Origin of the sequence: Prodigiosinella aquatilis, from assembly GCA_030388725.1 — a bacterium.
In the GTDB taxonomy this organism is placed as follows: Bacteria; Pseudomonadota; Gammaproteobacteria; order Enterobacterales; family Enterobacteriaceae; genus Prodigiosinella; species Prodigiosinella aquatilis.
In genome coordinates this window covers 2,583,590-2,604,944 of record CP128857.1, presented here as the reverse complement: position 1 = coordinate 2,604,944, position 21,355 = coordinate 2,583,590, and the positions used below count along the sequence as shown (strand labels likewise).

The 21,355-nt window shown below is 49.9% G+C and carries 21 protein-coding genes; 14 read left to right on the top strand and 7 right to left on the bottom strand.

The genetic code is table 11. The annotated features are described in order from the left end of the window. The first annotated feature begins 109 nt into the window (after window positions 1-109). On the top strand, window positions 110-1,300 hold the full coding sequence (zigA, locus tag PCO85_12115) for a zinc metallochaperone GTPase ZigA (GenBank protein WJV52010.1): 1,191 nt from the start codon (window positions 110-112) through the stop codon (window positions 1,298-1,300). Window positions 1,301-1,317: 17 nt separating this feature from the next. On the opposite strand, the gene pspF is transcribed toward zigA, so the two are convergent. After that, entirely contained in the window at window positions 1,318-2,313 is a 996-nt protein-coding gene (gene pspF / locus PCO85_12110; protein WJV52009.1) for a phage shock protein operon transcriptional activator, read from the bottom strand. Window positions 2,314-2,543: 230 nt separating this feature from the next. Here pspF and pspA point away from each other — a divergent pair, with 230 nt between their 5' ends. The 7 genes from pspA (at window position 2,544) to tyrR (ending at window position 9,911) form a co-directional block, all read left to right on the top strand. Then, on the top strand, window positions 2,544-3,209 hold the full coding sequence (gene pspA / locus PCO85_12105) for a phage shock protein PspA (protein WJV52008.1): 666 nt from the start codon (window positions 2,544-2,546) through the stop codon (window positions 3,207-3,209). A gap of 66 nt (window positions 3,210-3,275) precedes the next feature. After that, window positions 3,276-3,503, top strand: coding sequence for an envelope stress response membrane protein PspB (gene pspB / locus PCO85_12100; GenBank protein ID WJV52007.1), 228 nt, complete (start codon window positions 3,276-3,278; stop codon window positions 3,501-3,503). Then, window positions 3,503-3,862 carry an envelope stress response membrane protein PspC gene (gene pspC / locus PCO85_12095; GenBank protein ID WJV52006.1) on the top strand — a complete coding sequence of 120 codons (360 nt, stop codon included), beginning with the start codon at window positions 3,503-3,505 and terminating at the stop codon, window positions 3,860-3,862. The genes pspB and pspC overlap by 1 nt, the downstream gene beginning before the upstream one ends. A 124-nt stretch (window positions 3,863-3,986) precedes the next feature. Further along, on the top strand, window positions 3,987-5,396 hold the full coding sequence (locus PCO85_12090) for a YcjX family protein (protein ID WJV52005.1): 1,410 nt from the start codon (window positions 3,987-3,989) through the stop codon (window positions 5,394-5,396). Further along, a complete protein-coding gene (locus PCO85_12085) occupies window positions 5,393-6,436 on the top strand; it encodes a TIGR01620 family protein (protein ID WJV52004.1) in 1,044 nt (347 codons plus the stop codon). Before PCO85_12090 ends, PCO85_12085 begins: the two co-directional genes overlap by 4 nt. Before the next feature lie 188 nt (window positions 6,437-6,624). Further along, window positions 6,625-8,169, top strand: a complete 1,545-nt coding sequence (locus PCO85_12080; protein WJV52003.1) for a M20/M25/M40 family metallo-hydrolase — start codon at window positions 6,625-6,627, stop codon at window positions 8,167-8,169. A gap of 173 nt (window positions 8,170-8,342) precedes the next feature. Further along, entirely contained in the window at window positions 8,343-9,911 is a 1,569-nt protein-coding gene (gene tyrR / locus PCO85_12075) for a transcriptional regulator TyrR (GenBank protein WJV52002.1), read from the top strand. Between the two features lie 13 nt (window positions 9,912-9,924). Here tyrR and PCO85_12070 read toward each other — a convergent pair whose 3' ends face one another. Beyond that, on the bottom strand, window positions 9,925-10,281 hold the full coding sequence (locus PCO85_12070; protein ID WJV52001.1) for a GNAT family protein: 357 nt from the start codon (window positions 10,279-10,281) through the stop codon (window positions 9,925-9,927). Window positions 10,282-10,499: 218 nt separating this feature from the next. Further along, the gene (locus PCO85_12065; protein WJV52000.1) at window positions 10,500-11,399 is read right to left on the bottom strand and encodes a helix-turn-helix transcriptional regulator; all 900 of its coding nucleotides are present in this window, start codon (window positions 11,397-11,399) and stop codon (window positions 10,500-10,502) included. 118 nt (window positions 11,400-11,517) lie between these two features. On the opposite strand from PCO85_12065, the gene PCO85_12060 reads away from it, so the two are divergent. Further along, the gene (locus PCO85_12060) at window positions 11,518-12,987 is read left to right on the top strand and encodes an MFS transporter (GenBank protein WJV51999.1); all 1,470 of its coding nucleotides are present in this window, start codon (window positions 11,518-11,520) and stop codon (window positions 12,985-12,987) included. 64 nt (window positions 12,988-13,051) lie between these two features. On the opposite strand, the gene tpx is transcribed toward PCO85_12060, so the two are convergent. Then, window positions 13,052-13,555: a thiol peroxidase gene (gene tpx, locus PCO85_12055; protein ID WJV51998.1), complete on the bottom strand. Its 504-nt coding sequence runs from the start codon at window positions 13,553-13,555 to the stop codon at window positions 13,052-13,054. A gap of 55 nt (window positions 13,556-13,610) precedes the next feature. Beyond that, entirely contained in the window at window positions 13,611-14,342 is a 732-nt protein-coding gene (gene mpaA, locus PCO85_12050) for a murein tripeptide amidase MpaA (protein ID WJV51997.1), read from the bottom strand. A gap of 169 nt (window positions 14,343-14,511) precedes the next feature. Between mpaA and PCO85_12045 the strand changes: the two genes are divergently transcribed. From PCO85_12045 to zntB, 3 genes are all read left to right on the top strand, one after another. Next, window positions 14,512-14,763, top strand: a complete 252-nt coding sequence (locus PCO85_12045) for a hypothetical protein (GenBank protein ID WJV51996.1) — start codon at window positions 14,512-14,514, stop codon at window positions 14,761-14,763. A gap of 72 nt (window positions 14,764-14,835) precedes the next feature. Next, the gene (locus PCO85_12040; protein WJV51995.1) at window positions 14,836-16,452 is read left to right on the top strand and encodes an ABC transporter substrate-binding protein; all 1,617 of its coding nucleotides are present in this window, start codon (window positions 14,836-14,838) and stop codon (window positions 16,450-16,452) included. Between the two features lie 73 nt (window positions 16,453-16,525). After that, window positions 16,526-17,509 (top strand): zinc transporter ZntB, encoded by a 984-nt coding sequence (gene zntB / locus PCO85_12035; GenBank protein ID WJV51994.1) that lies wholly within the window; start codon window positions 16,526-16,528, stop codon window positions 17,507-17,509. A 329-nt stretch (window positions 17,510-17,838) separates the two neighbouring features. Here zntB and ttcA read toward each other — a convergent pair whose 3' ends face one another. Next, a complete protein-coding gene (gene ttcA, locus PCO85_12030; protein WJV51993.1) occupies window positions 17,839-18,777 on the bottom strand; it encodes a tRNA 2-thiocytidine(32) synthetase TtcA in 939 nt (312 codons plus the stop codon). Between the two features lie 430 nt (window positions 18,778-19,207). Further along, complete coding sequence (locus PCO85_12025; GenBank protein ID WJV56070.1) at window positions 19,208-19,852, bottom strand: NAD(P)-binding domain-containing protein; 645 nt, start codon at window positions 19,850-19,852, stop codon at window positions 19,208-19,210. Between the two features lie 105 nt (window positions 19,853-19,957). On the opposite strand from PCO85_12025, the gene PCO85_12020 reads away from it, so the two are divergent. After that, a complete protein-coding gene (locus PCO85_12020) occupies window positions 19,958-20,854 on the top strand; it encodes a LysR family transcriptional regulator (GenBank protein ID WJV51992.1) in 897 nt (298 codons plus the stop codon). A gap of 213 nt (window positions 20,855-21,067) precedes the next feature. Beyond that, window positions 21,068-21,355, top strand: coding sequence for a DUF333 domain-containing protein (locus PCO85_12015; GenBank protein ID WJV51991.1), 288 nt, complete (start codon window positions 21,068-21,070; stop codon window positions 21,353-21,355).

The following is a 21,355-nucleotide window of genomic DNA, read 5'->3' as shown; positions in this document are numbered from 1 at the left end:
TGTTATAACATTCCATAATTGTGCTAATGTAATTCCCGATTATCACGTGAGTTTGACGCATAACCGTTAGTCAGCCATTGCACAACATATTTCAGGCAGGAGAAAAGTCATGCAGCCACTACCCGTCACTGTATTGTCCGGTTTTCTGGGGGCAGGAAAAACCACGGTACTAAACCATGTATTAAATAATCGTCAGGGAAGGCGTGTCGCGGTAATTGTCAATGACATGAGCGAAGTGAACATTGATGCTGATCTGGTGAATAATGAAGTTACGCTGGATCATCGTCAGGAAAAGCTGGTCTCCATGAGTAACGGCTGTATCTGCTGTACCCTGCGTGAAGATTTATTGATTGCTGTGCGGGAGTTGGCGCAGGCCGGATGTTATGACTACCTGCTGATTGAATCCAGTGGTATTTCCGAACCGTTACCTGTAGCGGAAACCTTCACGTTTGAAGATGAGAATGGACAGCGTCTGTCTGATTTCGCCCGGCTGGATACGCTGGTCACTGTGGTGGATGGCGTCAATTTCCTACAACAGTATCAGGCGGCTGAAAGTTTGTATGACGTTGGGCAAAGCCTGGACGAAGAGGATATGCGCAGTGTGACGGATCTGCTGATTGAGCAGATTGAATTCTGCGATGTGATGTTGATCAGCAAAACCGATCAAATGACCACTGAGGCGCGGCAAGAGATTATTACTGTGCTGCAAACCCTCAACCCGACCGCGCATATTGTGCCTATCGAGCAGGGACAGGTTCCGCTGGAAGAGATACTGAATACCGAACGCTTCAATTTTGACAAGGCGGCACAAGCACCCGGCTGGTTGCAGGAACTGCGAGGGACACATACGCCGGAGACAGAGAACTACGGCATCAGTAATTTTGTCTATCGGGCTCGGCGGCCCTTTGATACCCGCAAGTTTCATGATTTTTTGCAACAAGATGACTGGGGCGGCGGACTGTTGTTGCGTTCGAAAGGATTTTTCTGGCTGGCAACCCGGCCCTTTGATGCCGGATTATGGAATCAGGCCGGTGGTATACTGCGCTATGGATTGGCTGGCAAGTTCTGGAAGGCCATACCTGTCGACCAATGGCCACAAGATGCAGAAACACAACAGATGATTACTGAAAAATGGCAGGAGCCGTTTGGGGATATGCGTCAGGAAATGGTTTTCATCGGCCAAAATATTGACCCAGCCTGGATTACCCATCGACTCAATGCCTGCCTGATTAATGACAGCCAGTTGGTCGCTGGCGTAGATCATTGGGTGGAAATGGAAGATCCTTTCCCTGAATGGTAAGGCGTGTCTAATGCCAGCTATTCATTACTCACGGATAATTCATGTTTTTTCAACAAACCGCGGAACTGATGGTAGGTCAATCCCAGGAGTTCCGCGGCTTTGCGTTGATTGAAACGTGCCTGCGCCAGTGCTTGCTCCAGCAGATGTTTTTCCTGATCCCGCTGCCAGCGACGCATATCCAGCGGTAAATCGGGAAGGGCATCGCTGGCAGTGGCGGTAAAGTCCGGTAGTATTGGCATGGCCTTTTGGAACGGATCAATAATAATATTATCCAGCGCTGTCACACTGCTGGCATGGCGATATACCGATCGTTCCACCACATTTTTCAATTCCCGGATATTCCCAGGCCAGGCATAGTGCAACAAGGTATGTTCAGCATGCGGTGTGAACCCCGGGAACAACGATTGGCCCAACTCACGGCACATCTGCACGGCAAAATGCTGAGCCAGCAACATGATATCCTGCTGACGTTGACGCAGTGGGGGGAGATACACCACGTCAAATGCCAGACGATCCAGCAGATCAGCACGGAATTTTCCTTGTTCAGCCAGTGCCGGCAAATTGTCGTTAGTAGCACAGACCAGCCGGACATCCACCTGTAATGGCTGTCCACCACCAACGCGTTCCAGTACACCGTATTCGATGACCCGCAATAGTTTTTCCTGCACCAGCATGGGGGCAGTCGCCAGTTCATCAAGGAATAACGTTCCACCATCGGCACGCTCGAAACGCCCGAGATGGCGCTTTTGTGCGCCAGTAAAGGCGCCCGCTTCGTGTCCGAACAGTTCAGAGTCGAGTAGGTTCTCATTTAATGCCGCACAGTTAAGGGAAATGAATGGCCCTTGCCAGCGGGGAGACAAATAGTGCAGTCGGCTGGCGATCAGCTCTTTACCGGTACCGCGTTCGCCAATTACCAGTACGGGTTTATTAAGCTGCGCCAGTTGTGACACCTGTTCCAGCATTTCAAGAAAATTGTTGGCTTCACCCAATAGAGATTCTTTTTCATGATCCATAACACTCGCCTTGTCATTTTCACCAATTATTGGCTTATTTGACCATGATAATGTGTGGTGTAAAAAACAGCAATAAAATAAGTATTTATATTTCATGTGGTTAAGTAAATATAAAACTTGGCATGAAGTTTGATTAGGTTATATCGACACGCAAAGGTGTTATCCGCAGTGGCTGATAACATCACTGAATCAGGCGTATGCACGCCGAAAATCATCAGGAGAATTATGTTATGGGTATTTTTTCTCGTTTTGCCGATATCGTGAATGCCAACATCAATACGTTACTGGATAAAGCGGAGGATCCGCAGAAACTGGTAAGGCTGATGATTCAGGAAATGGAAGATACGCTGGTGGAAGTTCGTTCGACCTCCGCGCGTGCACTGGCAGAGAAAAAACAGCTAACGCGCCGTATTGAACAAGCTCACAGACAGCAGTCTCAGTGGCAGGAAAAAGCAGAGCTGGCCTTACGTAAAGATAAGGACGATCTGGCCCGGGCGGCGTTGATTGAAAAGCAGAAATTGACGGATCTGATGGCGGTATTAGAACAGGAAGCCAGCAATGTGGATGAAACGCTGGAGCGTATGAAGCGGGAAATTGGTGAGCTGGAAAACAAATTGACCGAAACTCGTGCTCGTCAGCAGGCGCTGACGTTGCGTCATCAGGCCGCCTCGTCTTCCCGCGATGTTCGTCGTCAATTGGATAGTGGTAAGCTGGATGAAGCTATGGCGCGTTTTGAACAGTTTGAGCGCCGGATAGATACGCTGGAATCTGAAGGGGAGAGTATGGGTCTGGGTAAACAGAAATCGCTGGATCAGCAGTTTGCCGAATTGAAAGTTAACGATGAAATTGACGCGCAACTGGCGGCGTTGAAAGCTAAAGTTAAACCCATGGAGTAATGGCGACGGTAGTCGTTAAATTTGGCGGCTGCCATGATTGACCATCATAATAATTAAGGAGAAAAAATGGGTGCCTTGTTTCTGACTATGATACCGCTAACCATATTTATGCTGTTTGTGGCACCGATATGGCTCTGGCTTCATTACAGCCAGCGCAAAAACAATGCTCAACTCAGTCAAGATGACATACAGCATTTGGTCAGATTGACAGAAGATGCAAACCGTATGCGAGAACGTATTGCGGCGCTGGAAGAGATTCTGGACGCGGAACATCCAAGCTGGAGACAATCCTGATGAACAGTACCTTGACGGGTAAAAAACTCTACCTTCTACCGGAAGAAGGCATCATCAAAGGGGTCTGTGCTGGTCTGGCCCGCTATTTTGACGTTCCTGTGAAGTTGGTGCGAGTTATCGCGATATTATCGGTGTTTTTTGGGCTATTTCTGATCACCGCTGTGGCCTATATCATTCTGAGCCTGGTGTTGGATCCGGCCCCTGCATCGTTTTACCGGGAAACCCCGACGCAGACACCACGCCAATTGCTGGATGATGCCGATGCGACGCTCCGCGCTAGCGAGCAGCGTTTGCGGCATATTGAACGCTACATTACTTCCGATACTTTCGGGGTACAAAGTCGATTCCGTCAGCTTTAACCTTACTGGTACATGATGCCGCGCTGCTTCGGCAAGCGGGCGTTGTGTCGTATTTTTTGGTGTTGAACGCGGTAAAATGATAACGCACCGAGTGTCCGAAAGCGTTACAAGGAACAGGAGTGCCATGTCTCATCCTCTTAATCGACTGCAAAACGAGTTAGGCTCGTTGGTAAACCGTGGTGTCGACCGTCATTTACGATTGGCGGTGACTGGGTTGAGCCGCAGCGGTAAAACGGCGTTTATCACGGCGTTTGTCAACCAGTTACTTCATCTACATAGCGGCGCCAGATTGCCGCTTTTTTCTGCCGTCAGGGAAGGGCGGCTACTGGGTGCAAAACGCATTCCTCAGCGCGACCTGGGTGTCCCGCGATTTGCTTACGATGAAGGCATCGCTGCGCTGTATAGTTCTCCGCCCGCGTGGCCGACACCGACCCGTGGTGTCAGTGAGATCCGACTGGCGCTGCGTTATCGCTCTCATGATTCTCTGCTCCGGCATTTTAAAGACACGTCGACCCTGTATCTGGAAATTGTCGATTATCCTGGCGAATGGTTGTTGGATCTGCCGTTGCTGGAACAGCGTTATCTTGACTGGTCACGACAGATGACCGGATTGTTGCAAGGGGATCGCATCGCCTGGGCGCAGCCTTGGCTGACGCTGTGTGAAAAACTGGACCCTCTGGCTCCGGCGGATGAAAACCAACTGGCGGCTATCGCTCAGGCCTACACGGATTATCTGCTGAAATGTAAGCAGGAAGGTTTCCATTTCATTCAGCCCGGACGGTTTGTGTTACCTGGTGATCTGGCGGGTGCGCCGGTACTGCAATTCTTTCCCTGGCCCCGGTTGGATGTGCAGGGGGAGTCCCGACTGTCTCAAGCGGATGTTCGTACCAACATCGGCATGCTGCGCCAGCGTTTTGACTACTATTGTCAGTCCATTGTTAAAGATTTTTATAAACGTCACTTTGTACGCTTCGACCGTCAGATAGTACTGGTGGATTGCCTGCAACCACTGAATAGTGGTGTCAATGCGTTCAACGATATGCGTCTTGCCCTGACGCAACTGATGCAAAGTTTCCATTATGGTAAACGTACATTGTTGCACCGTCTGTTTTCCCCTCGCATTGATAAGCTGATGTTTGCTGCCACAAAATCGGACCATATTACCGCCGATCAGCACACCAATCTGGTGTCGTTATTGCAGCAATTGGTGCAGGAAGCCAGACAGAGTGCTGCCTTTGAAGGTATTAGCATCGATTGTGCCGGTATCGCTGCCATTCAATCGACACAAGGTGGCATCGTGGAACATCAGGGACAGAAAATCCCGGCCTTGAAGGGGCACCGACTCAGCGATGGACAACTACTGACACTCTATCCTGGCGACGTACCGGCTCACCTTCCAGGCGCGACATTCTGGCGTGAGCAGGGGTTCCATTTTGATCAGTTCCGCCCGCAGGAAATGAGTGTGGATACGCCGTTGCCGCATATCCGGCTGGATACGGTGATGGAGTTTTTATTGGGAGATAAATTGCGATGAATGAACCGCTGAAGCCGCGCATTACTTTTGAGCAGAACGAGCCAGAAGAGCCGCAGCCGACATTGCGTGCGAATCAGACTTTTGATGAGCAAGACGCACAACGGTTTACCCCACAGGATCCCGCCAGTGAACTGCCGGAAGACGGGATGGCGGAAGCGGTTATCAATGATGTTTTGCACCCTAAACGTAGCCTATGGCGACGTATGGTGATGGCGGGGATCACGTTGTTTGGCATCAGCGCGCTGGCGCAGGGAGGGCAATCTCTGTATCACGCCTGGCTGGCACAAGACTGGATAGCGTTGGGCGGTATTGCCGCTGGCAGTTTGATCGTCGGCGCGGGTGTTGGTTCGCTGGTGATCGAGTGGCGCCGGCTTTATCGCCTGCGCTTGCGGGCGGAAGAGCGCGATATTGCGCGTGATCTGTTGCACAGTCACAGCGTTGGCGCCGGACGGGGATTCTGTGAAAAACTGGCCCGACAGGCAGGGTTGGATCAAGGACATCCGGCGATACAACGTTGGCAGGCGTCGCTGCATGATACCCATAACGATAGGGAGGTTGTCGAACTGTATGCCCGGTTGGTACAGCCTGTGCTGGATAATCACGCCCGACGGGAGATTAGCAGCTCTGCTGCCGAGTCAGCATTGATGATTGCTGTCAGCCCACTGGCACTGGTGGATATGGCGTTTATTGCCTGGCGTAACCTGCGGTTGATTAACCGTATCGCAACGCTTTATGGCATTGAACTGGGGTATTTCAGCCGTCTACGACTGTTCCGTCTGGTTCTGCTGAACATCGCTTTTGCTGGCGCATCTGAGCTGGTGAGAGAAATTGGCATGGACTGGATGTCGCAGGATCTGGCCGCCAGAGTGTCGGCTCGTGCCGCACAGGGTATTGGTGCTGGTCTGTTGACCGCTCGTTTAGGCATCAAAGCAATGGAGCTGTGTCGTCCTTTGCCCTGGCTGGATGATAAACCACGGTTGGGTGATTTTCGTCGTGAGCTTATAGGACGGGTTAAGGCCATCATGCATAAAACATCCTGACAGTTTCAGCACGATGGGATGATATCTGGCATTTCTCCTGAAATTTCTTACTATTAGTCAAGAAAACGTTCATGTTTTGGTGCATTCATCAGTACCGTTATGATAAGCATAGTCATGTATACCAAGTACGGGTTTCATGCAAATACCGATATGTGTATGCTTCTCTTCCATTGACGGGATGTTTGCTTATGCACCACTGTAAAAAAATCATTATTACCGGACTACTCTGTTCTGTGTTGCTCTCTTTATCTGCCCAGGCACAATTGGTGCTGGCACCCGCCGATGCTCAACGTTATGCACAAGGCAGTTTCCCCGAATACCTGGACTGGTTGACATTGCCTGATAGCACGGCGTCATCGTCCGATATTCAGCACAATGCTACATGGCTTATCAACGCACTTAAGAAGCGTGGATTCATTACTCAGCAATTGAAGAATGATTTACGTCCCATGGTTTACGCCGAATGGGGGAAACCACAGCCGAACCGCAAAACCATCCTGTTTTATATGCACTTCGATGGGCGACCTATCACTGCAACCGAGTGGAAAACCGATCCCTGGAAACCGATACTGAAAGTTAATGATGGAAAAGGCGGATGGCAGGTACAGCCTGACAATCATCTGTTAACCACGTCCGCACTCGACCCGGAGTGGCGTATCTTTGCTCATTCTGCCGCTGATGGTAAAGGAACCATTGGCATATTTCTGGCGGCGATAGATGCACTGAAGGGATCGAATACACCAACGACGGTAAACATCAAAGTATTGCTGGACTCAGAAGAACGACGGGGATCACCACATCTTATTCGAGTGGTGGCACAGAATGCGGCGCAGCTTAAAAACGACGGTATCGTCATTTTCAATGGTGCCATGTCAGATAATGATAAGCCGATGATCACCTTTGGTTATCGGGGTAGCATCCAGGTGGATATGACAGTTTTTGGTCCTATTGTCGGTGCGCACAGTGGGGCTTATGGCAACATTATCGCTAATCCGGCCATGCAGCTGGCAGCGTTGCTGGGCAGTATGAAGGACGCGAATGGCCGGGTAACGATCCCCGGTTTTTATGATCGGGTAAAAATCAGCGACAGCGATCGTAAACAGATGGCCGAATCTGCTCCATCGCCTGGAACGATAGAAAACCGCTATGGTGTGAATCAGTTGGATAAGATTGCGGACAATCCTATTGAGGCGCTGCAATACCCTTCGTTGGATATTATCGGTCTCAATGCCGGGGATACCGGTCGACGGGCTATGACGGTCATACCGGCTACGGCTACCGCCAGTATTAACCTCCGAACGGTACCGGAAGCTCCGCCGGAGTATCTCTACGATTTGCTGAAAACGTATGTGGTATCCAAAGGTTTTCATATCATCCGCGCTGACTCACCTTCGTTACAGGAGCGGAATCATTATCCTCGTCTGATTTCCATGACGATGCTGGCCTCACCAGGCAGTGCCGTCGCGGTCAGAACACCGATGGATTCCCCGTTTGCGATATGGGCGGTAAAGGGAATAACCGCCCCCAGGGGGATTGCAGCGGAAAAAAATCGTATGGTGGGTATTTCACCGCCGATTAATGGCCCGGTTCGTCTATTAAAAAGCAGCTATGTGTTCGTGCCGTTATTGAATGCAGACGACAATCAGAACAATCAGGACGAAAATCTGCGCGTTGGTAACTATATCGAGGGTGTAAGAACGATCGTATCCATGGTAACTACGCCATTCCCGTAAATTTAATCGCTGCTATTGGAATAGTGGTTCGCCGTGCTGAAGCGGGTATTGCACCGTGTTTGAATTATTCGTTGACTGTCAACTTTTGCTGACACTTTACTTCATCCTGTGACGGTGAAAGGGTATCATCAGGTTTTATCCTCTGCCGCACCTGATTAAGAAGGCTGTCGTTGATGCGTCTGGAAGTTTTTTGTGAAGACCGTATTGGTCTAACCCGCGAACTGTTGGATTTGCTGGTACTCCGTCATATTGATTTGCGCGGGATTGAAATTGATCCCGCTGGCCGAATTTATCTCAATTTCGCGAGCCTGAGTTTTGATGACTTCCGGGGATTGATGGCAGAAATTCGCCGTATTGATGGTATCAGCGATGTCCGAACCGTTGCTTTTATGCCTTCCGAACGTGAGCACCGAGCGTTGAACGCCTTGTTGGAGTCAATGCCGGAACCGGTGTTTTCCCTCGACCTGAGAGGGAAAGTGGAATTGATCAATGCGGCGGCGTTGAGGCTGTTTGGATTACCGGTGGAGAAGGCCCGTAACCTCACCCTTGGCCAATTGATCCACGGATATAATTTTACCCATTGGCTGGAGCTGGGTAGTGTGCCAGAAACCGAGCGAGTAGTGATCCAGAGTCAGGATTTTCTGCTGGAAATAACACCGGTATATCTGGACGACGATACCGCTAAACCGACGATTGTCGGTGCGCTGATAATGTTGAAATCTGCGGCGCGTATGGGACGCCAGTTGCAGGCGATCGGCATTAATGATGACAGCGAATTTGATCATCTGGTCGCTATCAGCCCTAAGATGCGGCAGGTGATCGATCAGGCAAGAAAATTGGCGATGCTGGATGCGCCGCTGTTGATAGTGGGTGAAACGGGCACCGGTAAAGATATGCTGGCACGGGCGTGCCATCTGCGCAGTACCCGTGGAAAAGAACCGTTCCTGGCACTGAATTGCGCGGCTTTGCCGGATGACGTTATGGAAAGTGAACTTTACGGTTATGCGCCGGGTGCTTATCCCAATGCACTGGAAGGTAAAAAGGGATTTTTTGAACAGGCTAATGGGGGGTCGGTATTGCTGGATGAGGTGGGAGAAATGTCACCTCAGATGCAGACTAAACTGCTGCGCTTTCTCAATGATGGTACGTTCCGTCGGGTAGGGGAAGAGCATGAAGTTCATGTGGACGTGCGGGTTATTTGCGCCACGCAGAAGAATCTGCTGGAACTGGTACAGCACGGTCAGTTTCGTGAAGATCTCTATTACCGCCTCAATGTGCTGACGCTGACGTTGCCGCCGTTGCGTGATCGTCCGGCGGATATTATGCCATTGACCGAACTGTTTGTGGCTCGTTTTGCGGATGAGCAAGGCATACCAAGACCAAAATTGGTGCCGGAACTGCGTAATCTGCTGCCGCAATACGGCTGGCCCGGCAATGTGCGTCAGTTGAAAAACACCATCTATCGCGCACTCGCTCAACTGAATGGCAATGAGTTGCGTTTGCAGGATATCGATCTGCCCGCTTTCGTGGCTGAGTTGCCACAGAGTGATGAACCATTGGAGGGGTCGCTAGACGATATCAGTAAACGTTTCGAACGCTCGGTACTGACTCGTCTCTACCAGACCTATCCCAGCACTCGCAAGCTGGCGAAACGGCTTGGTGTTTCTCATACTGCGATAGCCAATAAACTGCGGGAGTACGGGCTTAGCAATCGTAAAGTCAATGGGGAAGAAGACGAGTAAGCACTGTGCCTCTTTAACGGGCATGAAGGCTATTTGCGGGAACCAGTGAATATATGGCAGTATCGATCGGCTGCTGCCGGATGATGATCCGGTTTCTGGCGATGCTTTCATAGTGCGCTCCCGCTTTCTCTGCTACCCGGCGACTGGCCCTGTCTTCTTCGCCCGCCACAATTACCAGCCTGGTTAGTTTTAGCTGACTGAATCCGTATACGGCTATTGAGTTAACGGCTTCAAGCGCGATACCTTTTCCTTGCGCGGATTGCCGTATCCAGTAACCAATATTACCCATTTGGCGAATCGGCTGAATTTCATTAATAGAGATACCACCTAAAAATCTTTCGGATGACCGGTCAAAAAATACCAAGATCAACCACGGTATGTGCCTGCCTGCTCTGGTCACAGAAGGTGAACCAGTCTGTGGCTTCTATAGTGCTGTAAGTGGATGTACACCAGGGTAGCCAGCGCCCGACAGTGTTGACAGACTCCAACACCGTATCGACAAACTGGGGAATACCATCATTGGCGAAGGGGCAAATTGCTAGTTGGGTGTCAGTAAGGGGAACATAAACTTACCTAAATGCGTCTCGGTCATTTGGATTCATTTGGCGCTGGAAATGTGGCGAGAGTATCCAGTAATAGCTGATCTTGTTCTTCCGCAGGCATATAGACCAGCATGCGGTCGCCATTACGTGATGCTGTCCACCAGTTGATCTGTCGCAGTGAAATGATGCCGAGATCCGGGTGGTAGAAACGTTTTACTCGATCATCAACGCCCTGAATTTCGTAGTGTTGCTGCCATAACTGACGAAATTCCTCTGATACGGCAAGATAGCGCTGCAATTGTGATTCCCATCGCCGGTCGCCAGCATGTTCCGCCATCTGTGCGCGAAACATGGCCACAATATTGGGCAGAAATTCATGAAGATCGACCAGGTGCTCTCGCCAGCCCTGATGGGTTAACGCCAGGTAGATGCAGTTGCGATCTTCTAGTGGAATCTGGCGCAGATCGATATTTAACAGACGGCACCAAGACTGGTTAAACCCAAGAATAGTAAAACGGGCATTGACAATAACAGCGGGAAAGGGGTTGAGTTGGTCAAGGATCCGCTGACTGGCAGCACTAATTTTTTCGCAGCTTGCCTGCACTGATGGTGAGAATGGTAAACCTGCCAGCATAAACAGATGCCGGGTTTCCACCTCATTAAACTGCAATGCATCGGCGATAGCCGTTAGCGTTTTGACTGAAGTACGAATAGGTCGCCCTTGCTCTAGCCAGGTGTACCAGGTAATGCCAACATCGGCCAATAGCGCCACATCCTCTCGTCTCAATCCGGGAGTACGTCGCTTGCGGGGCACAGCTAATCCCAGACGCCGGGGGTCGAGACTTTCACGGCGCGAACGCAGAAAAGTACCCAATACTTTACGGTTGTTCTGTATGGTTGGCGGAGCTTCAGCTTCTGACTGCGGATTAACATTCATTATCGCCATTACGCGTCTTCTTCTATTCTGACAGGTAGTGTTTATACCAGGATAATCAAGAACTGGTACCCGTTTAATTTACAGGTGATGCTAGCTCCGGTTGGTTCTTAACGCAATGGGTACAATTATGAAACATGCTTCATCCACCCTGGGGTTAAGCAGTATCGGTCTGGTGATTTTATTAACCGGACAACTGCTGCCGATGATCGATTTTTCGATAGTCAACGTGGCACTGGAGTCTATTGCCCATTCCCTGTCGGCCAGTCCTGCTGAGCTAGAGCTGGTGGTTTCGGTTTATGGCGTAGCTTTTGCCGTCTCTCTGGCGATGGGAGGGCGGCTGGGTGATAACTATGGCCGTCGCCAGGTCTTTATGATGGGGGTCTTTTTATTTGGGCTGGCCTCTCTGCTGTGTGGTATTGCGCAAACGGTATGGTTGTTACTGGTGGCTCGGGCATTGCAAGGTGTGGGTGCGGCGTTGATTGTGCCGCAGATTCTTGCCACGCTGCATGTCTGTCTGCGTGGTAGAGAGCATGCGCATGCCATCGGTTTGTACAGTGCCATTGGCGGGTTGGCGTTTATTGTCGGACAAGTACTGGGTGGGTTACTGATTCAACTGGATATTGGTGGTTACGGCTGGCGTAGTGTATTCCTTATTAACCTGCCTTTTTGTCTATTGGTGTTGACCTGTGCCCCGCGATGGGTACCGGATACACGTGGTGAGAAAAAGGTGGCTCTCGATCTTCTTGGCATTGTGGCATTGTCGCTGGCGATTATCTGTCTATTGTTTCCACTGGCACTTGGCCCGATATGGCACTGGCCGTGGCAGTGTCTGGCGGCGCTGGCTGCCACGCTGGTGCTATTCCCTCTGCTGTTGTGGATTGAACGTTACCAGGAACGACAACAGCGAGCACCGTTATTGCCCCCAGCTTTATTGCGTCTACCCAGCGTCCGGTTGGGACTAGTGATTGCCGTACTATTTTTCTCCAGTTGGAGCGGATTTATGTTCGCCGTGGCTTACACATTGCAATCTGGTGCCGGGTTTACGCCGTTACAATCAGGGAACAGTTTTATTGGTTTGGGGTTGGCTTATTTTATTGCTTCACTGTTCAGCAGTCGAATAACTGGACGGGTTGGCAAAACGCGTGCTCTGTTGATTGGGTGCACTATCCAGATGATCGGATTGTTGCTATTGATAGCAACGCTGGTATGGGTGTGGCCCGTGTCGGAAGGGGTGTATTTATTACCCGCAACGTCGGTAATTGGGTTCGGCCAGGCATTTATTGTCAGCAGCTTTTTCCGTATCGGGCTGTCTGATGTCCCCATGGTGCATGCGGGTTCTGGTAGCGCACTGCTTTCCACGGTGCAACAAGCATCATTGGGGTTGGGGCCCATTTTACTGGGAACGGTGTTGGTTCAGACGCTGCATTTTACACAAGGACGATTTTTGACCGCACTGATCGTTACATTATGTGCTGAATGGGGCTTGATGCTGATATTAGTACTGCGTACAGGTCTGGTGTTGCGTAAGGAAAACCACGAGCCGCAGCAAGTCACTATTACATCTTGTGTGGCGGTGGACATTCAGAAAAGCAATTAATTGATAATGAAAAAATACCAGTCAGTAAAACGCTGACTGGCATGATGAACGCCGATGACGGGGATTATTTCAGTACTGCCAGTGCGGCATCATAATTCGGTTCGGTGGTGATTTCGTTCACTAACTCGCTGTGCAATACGATATCGTTTTCATCCAGTACCACAACCGCACGAGCAGTCAGGCCTTTCAATGGACCATCAACAATGGCGACACCATAGTTTTCTTTGAATTCAGTGCCACGCAGTGTAGAAAGCACCACTACGTTATTCAGCCCTTCTGAACCACAAAAGCGTGACTGGGCAAATGGCAGATCAGCAGAAATACACAACACAACGGTGTTTTCCAGCTCGGAGCCCAATTGGTTGAATTTTCGCACAGATGTCGCGCAAACGCCGGTATCGATGCTGGGGAATATGTTCAGAATTTTACGTTTGCCTGCGTACTGGCTGAGAGCAACGTCAGAGAGATCTTTAGCAACCAACGAGAACGCGCCGGCTTTGCTACCCACTTTGGGAAAGACCCCGGCTACGGGTACTGGATTGCCTTGAAAATGTATAGTCTGTGACATGTCTGCGTCCTTAGTTACATGTGGTTAACATGTTGTTCAGTGTAGGGCAATACCCTCAATTTTGATATAAAAAATTATGCCCCAACAGGTTAACCATCGGGTCAAGATAACGCTCATTCGCCGTGTCTGCGGCAATGACGGGCAGCTCGGCAGTAATGCATAGCAGCGCTCTGTCGGCACACCAACTGCCAAACGAGCCTGGTGTGCCATACCCCACATTGTCTACCTGCGGTAAGGAAAAATGGTAAGCCATCCATGTGCCTAGTACAGAATATTGTGGATCATCAATACAGGCCAATGGCTCATGAAATGACACGACCCACGGAGGGGCGAGTTGGTCAATTAATTGGCACAATGCCTGGGTTTCCGGTTCGGACCCCGGAGCATCACCGGTTGATAGCGTGACATCCCGCGCCTTAGTGGCATCACTCCAGCGATAAACGGTTTCACCCGGTTGCCAGTTACTGGCCGGAAAGTTGCGGTTGATATCGACACCGTTGGCATTGGAACGTATCCCTAGCTGACAACCATCCGGGTTTACCGCCAGAATGACATGATGATGACGGTGGCCTGGCGCCAGGCTGCGCATGGCACAGGACAGCGCGATGGTAGAAGCGGTTTCATCTCCGTGGGTGCCTGCAATGATCAGCCCGCTACCGCTATGCTGAATTTCAGCAGGGAAATAAAGAAGTGGTGCACCTAGTCTTGAGTGACCATAAGGCTCACTGAATGTGGAGAAAAAGCCACGCGATTGCCTGTCTCGATAGGGTAATGCATGTTGCGTCATTACTGTATTCCTGCGTCACCATTGTCAGGTTCATCATAGCAAATAATACTTCTGTGATGCCGTTGGGAATAACACCTGTAATATAGCCATAATGGCTGGATGTAAAAGCGGATTTTTGACTATTATAACCCACGGGATAGTAACCATTTTTTATGCGGTAAGGTGAAATATGTGCATTTGTGATATCAGTGTCGAGGACGTCTATGTTCGTTTGCCATTATCGGCTTCCGTCGCCTGGATGCTGGATCGGCAGGCGGAACGTAAGCTGGGGTGGAAACGTTTTTTAGCACCGAAGAAAAATGTCCGCCCAAGCTGGAAACTCAAACCGCTACAAGACAGTTATGAAGTTCGCTTTTATCCAAAAAGAACGCCAGAGCTATGGTTTTTCAGCGCGGAAAATGCTGCCAGAAAGCGTCTCTAGGCATAACAATGGTTCATGTTCCCCTGTTGCTGATATTCGAACAGGGTGGTTATCAGGTAAGGTCAATTCATCATGTTATTTCGTTATTCCATCCTGTGTGGCGGGTTATTTGCAACGTTAATGAGCAGCGCCAGTGCCGCACAAGTGCCTCCGGGAACCATACTGGCTGAAAAGCAGGAAATTGTTCGTCATATCAAGGACGAACCTGTCTCACTGGATCCGATAAAAGCGGTGGGATTGCCGGAAGCGCAGGTTATTCGTGACCTGTATGAAGGCCTGGTCAATCAGGATGCGCATGGCAATCTGATCCCCGGTGTGGCGCTGCGTTGGCAAACCAATGATAACCGTACGTTTATTTTCACATTACGTGACAATGCCCGTTGGTCCAATGGTGATCCGGTAACGGCCAAAGACTTTGTGTACAGTTGGCGCCGGCTGGTTACACCGAAAAATGCTTCACCATTTGGTTGGTTTGCCCGTTTGGCTGGCATTCTCAATGCCGATGAGATTCTGGCGGGTAAACTACCAGCCGAGAAACTGGGCGTGATCGCAATGGATGACCACACTCTCAAAGTACAACTGAATAAACCTGTACCCTATTTTGTCAGCCTGGTAGCTAACTTCAGTCTTTATCCGGTACATCAGGCCACGTTGGAAAAATACGGTAACGACTGGACCAAACCCGGTAATTTAGTGGGCAATGGTGCGTTTAAACTGCAAGACAGGGTGGTGAATGAAAAGCTGGTGCTGGTGCCGAATGATGACTATTGGGATCATGCCCATACCTGTCTGACCAAAGTCACTTTCGTACCGATTAATAGTGAATCGAGCGCGACTAAACGCTATCTGGCTGGAGATATCGATATCACGGAGTCGTTCCCCAAGAACATGTATCGAAAGCTGATGAAAGAGTTACCGGGTCAGGTTTTTACGCCGGATCAACTGGGAACGTATTATTACGCCTTCAATACCCAGCGCGCTCCGACGAATGATCCGCGAGTACGCAAAGCGCTGTCATACGCTATTGACCGGCAGGTTATTGCGGAAAAGGTTTTGAGAACCGGAGAAAAACCGGCTTATCACTTTACGCCGGATGTGACGGCAGGATTCAAGCCTGCGCCCGTGGAATTGCAGCAATATTCACAAGAAGAGCTGGATGCTCAGGCCAAGGCACTGATGGCGATTGCCGGTTATGGTCCCGGAAAACCATTGAAGTTGTCGTTACTGTACAACACACAGGAAGTGCATAAGAAGATTGCTATCGCCATCGCCTCAATGTGGAAAAAGAAACTGGGTGTGAATGTGAGGTTGGTTAATCAGGAGTGGCAGACCTACATCGATAGCCGTAATACAGGAAATTTTGATGTAGTACGGGCGTCTTGGGTCGGGGATTATAATGAACCTTCAACATTCTTGTCTCTGTTAACGTCGAATCACAGCGGTAATATCGCTCGTTTCAAAAATGCGGATTATGACCGGGTGCTTGCAGACGCCGCGGGACAGACCGATGCCAAGATGCTGAATGACGACTACAACAAAGCCGAACAGATACTGGCGGACCAGTCCCCGATTGCACCGATCTATCAATATACCAACGGACGCTTGATCAAGCCGTGGGTAAAAGGGTACCCGATTACCAATCCGGAAGATGTGGCATACAGTCAAACACTCTATATTCTCAAACATTAGTCACTCACTTCCGAATGTCAGTACGGAGGGCGTCCATCAGGGTGGGTTGGGTTTATAATACCGGAGGTAACGTGTGGTAGCCATTGAAGGAAAATCATTACAGCAAACAGGGGCCGTTCATGCTTACCAACTGGATGGTGACGGCGGCGTTATGCCGATTGGCGAGTATGGCACGCTTAGCAGCACCAAACCCTGCTGGCTGCATCTGGATTCTACCCAACCTGACAGCATCCGATGGCTGAGTGAAACGACGTTACTGCCTGACAGTATACGTAGTGCTCTGGCGGGAGAAAGCGCCCGTCCCCGGGTGAGTCGGCTGGGTGAGGGGATCATGATCACGCTGCGTAGTATTAACTACAACGCCAATGCCAGACCGGATCAACTGGTGGCTATCCGGGTCTTTATTACTGACCAGTTGATCGTCTCCACCCGGCGACGTAAGGTCGCGGCGATTGATGAGGTCGTGGACGATCTTAAGAATGGTAATGGCCCTACTGATAGTGGCAGCTGGCTGGTCTCTATTGCGGAGGCGTTGACTGACGACACCAGCGAATTTATTGATGATCTGCATGAACGGATTATCAATCTTGAAGATAGCATTCTGGATGAGAATATTCCGCCACGCGGCCAACTGGCTCTTATCCGTAAGCAACTGATTGTGATGCGCCGCTATATGACGCCGCAACGCGATATTTTTTCCCGCTTGTCCAGTGAGCATCTTCCCTGGATTCAGGATGACGACCGTCATCGGATGAAAGAGATTGCGTCCCGGCTGGGGCGGGGGCTGGATGATCTGGATGCCAGTATTGCGCGGACCGCCGTTATCGCTGATGAAATAACCGCACTTATGACTGATGCTTTAAATCGCAGAACTTACACTATGTCCCTGCTGGCGATGGTGTTTTTGCCGTCTACATTTCTTACGGGGTTATTTGGCGTTAATCTGGGTGGCATTCCCGGGGCCGGGAATCATTGGGGATTCGCCGCGTTTTGCCTGATGTTGGTCATATTGGTGTTTGGTGTTACCTGGTGGTTAAAACGCAGTAAATGGTTATGAAAAAACAATGATTCTTATTGCGCAAATAATCACACTCTATGAGCAGTAGACAGAAAATCACGGCAATATTGAGTTATATCAACATTTTTTACCCATTGGTACGGCACTATCACTCCCGCAGGTGAATGCAACGTCAAGCGATGGGCGTTGCGCTCCATATTGTCTTACTTCCTTTTTTTGAATTACTGCATAGCACAATTGATTCACACCATGCCGACTTTATGTCGGCATTTTTTTCGTCGGTATAAGGATAAAAAATGTCTTGGTTTGAGGCGTAACTCCTCTGCGGGCGTTCCATCCATTACCTGGCTAAACGATTAGCGCCTGGATTATTTGATTTCCAGCACGTCCAGTCTTTCTAGTGAGGTAGTGAAATCATCATCGTCATCTGGTCGCCAGCCTGACGGTTGCAGCGGTAATATTTCACGATCGAACGCCAGATCACCGCCATTTACCACCTCGCTGTCGTGAGTAATGGATTTAAAATCAAACAGAGCGGTATCACACAGATGGGATGGCACTGCGTTCTGCATGGCACTGAACATGGTTTCTATCCGGCCTGGGTAGCGTTTGTCCCAGTCACGCAGCATGTCCTTGATGACCTGACGTTGCAAGTTAGGTTGAGAACCGCACAAGTTGCACGGAATAATCGGGAACTGCCTGGCATCAGCAAAACGTTCGATATCTTTTTCGCGACAATAAGCCAATGGGCGAATCACCACATGCTTGCCATCGTCGCTCATCAGTTTGGGCGGCATGCCCTTTAACTTGCCACCGTAGAACATATTCAGAAACAGCGTTTGCAGAATGTCATCACGATGATGACCCAGGGCGATTTTGGTGGCGCCTAACTCAGTGGCGGTACGGTACAGAATGCCACGACGCAGACGTGAGCATAGCGAACAGGTGGTTTTCCCTTCTGGAATTTTTTCTTTCACGATGCCATAGGTATTTTCTTCCACGATATGGTACTCGATACCCAGACTGTCCAGATACTGTGGCAGTATATGCTCAGGAAACCCCGGCTGTTTCTGGTCCAGATTAACAGCCACCAGCGAAAACGTGACGGGTGCACTGCGTTGCAGATTACGCAGAATTTCCAGCATGGTGTAACTGTCTTTGCCGCCGGACAGGCAGACCATAATGCGATCGCCGTCTTCAATCATATTGAAATCGGCAATAGCTTGTCCCACGTTACGGCGCAGGCGTTTTTGAAGTTTGTTCAAATTGTATTGTTGATTCGGTTTAATTATTTGATTTTCTGTCATTTTTTAATCTGCTAAAAAGAATTGGCACCCGCTGACAGTAGTCAACATGTATCAGTATGATGTGTATGGTACGGATTGCAGCGACGAATGCCAGATCGTTTTACGGCGGCGTTCCATAATTCACCGGTTGAAAAAAGCGAGTAACTTGCTTTTTGCTCACCTTTTTGTTTTCGTGGTTGAAATACAAAGCGTAACCGCTGAGTTTCAGTGGGCCAGTACTCCTGATGAGGGTAGATTCTTTTTCTCCGAGGTTTTTTCCCTGTGAGTTCCTTTACGCTTTTAATGCTTCAATCGCGGGAGCAAGACGGGACATCGTACGGATACCTGCCGGCGTGCTTATTCATGTGAACGCCAGCCTGGGCAATTCAGCTCAGACTGGCGTTTGCTATGCACAGACGGCCAGATTTATTGGTAAAGCCTGTCAGTTGGATTAAACAACTGTGGGATCCAGGCGGCGAGCTTCGTCAAGTGAGATTGTCAGTTCATCCTTCGTCATCCGCACGCAGTAGGAGGGCATCCCTCGCTCAAATCTCCAGCCTTCAGACAATGCCCCTGCATCCACAGTGTCAAAACCGAACGCCTCGTAGAGTCCGGTTACGATCCTTTTACCATCAATGTCATTTCCAGCGAGAGGTAGTGCCCGGCGTAAAACATTGCTGGCGGGCAGACCATCACTTACAAGTTGGGTCATTGGAATGGCATTGAATGCTTTAGTGATCTTCGCGCCAGGCAGATGGCTGGACAGAAGTTCACTTGTGGTCGTCGTGTGTTTATCTAGTTCAGCAATATGACCATCGCGTTCAGGATAGTAGTTGACTGCGTCAATGACCTGTTTCCCTGAAAGCGCTGAGGCCGGTAGCTGTCCGATCGCAGTAAGGGGCACGGCAATCACAACGATGTCACCGAATAGGGTGGCCTCACTGGCGGTGCCTGCTTCGCAACCGATCATCGGGCGAAGACTGAATAGTGTCTGTGGCCCACGCGAGTTACTGAGCATTACCTGATGCCCAGCCTTGATCGCAAGTTCAGCAATCGCCCGCCCCACAAAACCCGCGCCGATAATACCGATTTTCATCATTCTTTCCTTTCAAATATCTTCTGGAAGAGAAAGAATAATTAAATACCTGGTGTTGATAAATGATAAGTAATGGCATAGATAAACAATATATAAGAGGGAATCATGGACCGACTGACCAGCATGAATGTCTTTGTCAAAGCGGCAGAACTTGGCTCCTTCGCCGCAGTGGCAGAGGTTTTACGAATCTCGCCGCAGATGGTGGCGAAGCATGTGGCTCGGCTTGAGGCGCGATTGGGTACCACGCTTCTGAGCCGTACCACTCGCCGCCAGCACCTGACTGATATTGGTCGTAATTACTATGAACGCTGCAAGATTGTGCTTGCAGAGGCAGATGCCGCCGATGCAATTGCACTTGAGATGAAAGTCACACCTTCCGGCACGATCCGGGTGAATGCACCCGTGACCTTTGGTGCTGTCGCTCTTGCACCCTTCATTACGCGCTATCTGGAACACTATCCCGATACTCAGGTCGAGCTAACGTTGAGCGACCGAGTTGTCGATCCGCTTGAGGAGGGGTATGAGGTCATTATCCGTATCGGTGAACTGACTGACAGTCCGATGATTGCCTATCCTTTGCGGTCCTATCGACTGATTGCTTGTGCCTCTCCTGATTATCTTGAGCAGAAAGGTGTGCCAGAAACGCCTGCTGATCTTGTGCACCACTCGTGTCTTATCTATGGAATTTGGTCTCCTTCCATGCCTTGCCGTTGGTTGTTTTACAAGGCGGGAAAAACCGAAGAAGTACGGCCTGAAGGCCGGTTTCGCTCAAATGACTGGCGGGCGCTCCTGCACGCTGCAATCAACGGCTATGGTGTGACGCTGGGTCCTGAAGATGTACTGAAGGAAGAAATCAGTGTAGGACGTCTGATACAGGTTCTGCCGAATTATGAAGGACCCGTTCGCCCGATGAATATGCTGATACCCGCCGGGCTGCGACAAACGGTAAAAATCAGAAGTTTTGTCAAAGCGGTTAGCGAAGCTTTTGGCCAGCCCACATGAGTGTGATTTTAGATGATTCAGATGGGATTTAATGTAAAGGAGCGGGATTAGTAGACACGGCTTGCCACATACAGTGCTCAATTATTGTTAATGATCGAAAGGTATACCATCTCTAAACCGGAGGTAACTCGAGGTTTCTCTCTCCCCATATTGTAAATTGTGGTAAATAGGATTATTACGAATAGTAGAAAAACGGTTCAGGAACCAAAAAGAATGAAGTTGTCACAATGGTTTTTGGCAAGCACCGCATTGATCTTAGTGGCTTGCAGCAGCAATGAAAACATAGAAACCTCTTCAGCAAATTCGCCGATGATGTCTGCTCGGGATATGGTCGCCTTGCAGAATGATGGCTCGTCAGTCGCCGTCATTTGTACGCTGGCTGGTGGGAAAATGGGCATATCACGCCAATTGAATGGCACCCGTATTGGAACCTGTTTGCTGAATAACGGTAAGCGCTGTGATGAGCAGGAATTAATGAGCGGAACGTGCTCTGCTGGCTGA

Coding starts and splice junctions, on each gene's coding strand:
- zigA (WJV52010.1), top strand. CDS start 110: ATGCAGCCACTACCCGTCACTGTATTGTCCGGTTTTCTGGGGGCAGGA.
- tpx (WJV51998.1), bottom strand. CDS start 13,555: ATGTCACAGACTATACATTTTCAAGGCAATCCAGTACCCGTAGCCGGG.
- PCO85_12080 (WJV52003.1), top strand. CDS start 6,625: ATGCACCACTGTAAAAAAATCATTATTACCGGACTACTCTGTTCTGTG.
- mpaA (WJV51997.1), bottom strand. CDS start 14,342: ATGACGCAACATGCATTACCCTATCGAGACAGGCAATCGCGTGGCTTT.
- pspB (WJV52007.1), top strand. CDS start 3,276: ATGGGTGCCTTGTTTCTGACTATGATACCGCTAACCATATTTATGCTG.
- pspA (WJV52008.1), top strand. CDS start 2,544: ATGGGTATTTTTTCTCGTTTTGCCGATATCGTGAATGCCAACATCAAT.
- PCO85_12020 (WJV51992.1), top strand. CDS start 19,958: ATGGACCGACTGACCAGCATGAATGTCTTTGTCAAAGCGGCAGAACTT.
- PCO85_12015 (WJV51991.1), top strand. CDS start 21,068: ATGAAGTTGTCACAATGGTTTTTGGCAAGCACCGCATTGATCTTAGTG.
- PCO85_12060 (WJV51999.1), top strand. CDS start 11,518: ATGAAACATGCTTCATCCACCCTGGGGTTAAGCAGTATCGGTCTGGTG.
- PCO85_12085 (WJV52004.1), top strand. CDS start 5,393: ATGAATGAACCGCTGAAGCCGCGCATTACTTTTGAGCAGAACGAGCCA.
- PCO85_12090 (WJV52005.1), top strand. CDS start 3,987: ATGTCTCATCCTCTTAATCGACTGCAAAACGAGTTAGGCTCGTTGGTA.
- pspC (WJV52006.1), top strand. CDS start 3,503: ATGAACAGTACCTTGACGGGTAAAAAACTCTACCTTCTACCGGAAGAA.
- pspF (WJV52009.1), bottom strand. CDS start 2,313: ATGGATCATGAAAAAGAATCTCTATTGGGTGAAGCCAACAATTTTCTT.
- PCO85_12065 (WJV52000.1), bottom strand. CDS start 11,399: ATGGCGATAATGAATGTTAATCCGCAGTCAGAAGCTGAAGCTCCGCCA.
- PCO85_12025 (WJV56070.1), bottom strand. CDS start 19,852: ATGAAAATCGGTATTATCGGCGCGGGTTTTGTGGGGCGGGCGATTGCT.
- tyrR (WJV52002.1), top strand. CDS start 8,343: ATGCGTCTGGAAGTTTTTTGTGAAGACCGTATTGGTCTAACCCGCGAA.
- PCO85_12045 (WJV51996.1), top strand. CDS start 14,512: ATGTGCATTTGTGATATCAGTGTCGAGGACGTCTATGTTCGTTTGCCA.
- ttcA (WJV51993.1), bottom strand. CDS start 18,777: ATGACAGAAAATCAAATAATTAAACCGAATCAACAATACAATTTGAAC.
- PCO85_12040 (WJV51995.1), top strand. CDS start 14,836: ATGTTATTTCGTTATTCCATCCTGTGTGGCGGGTTATTTGCAACGTTA.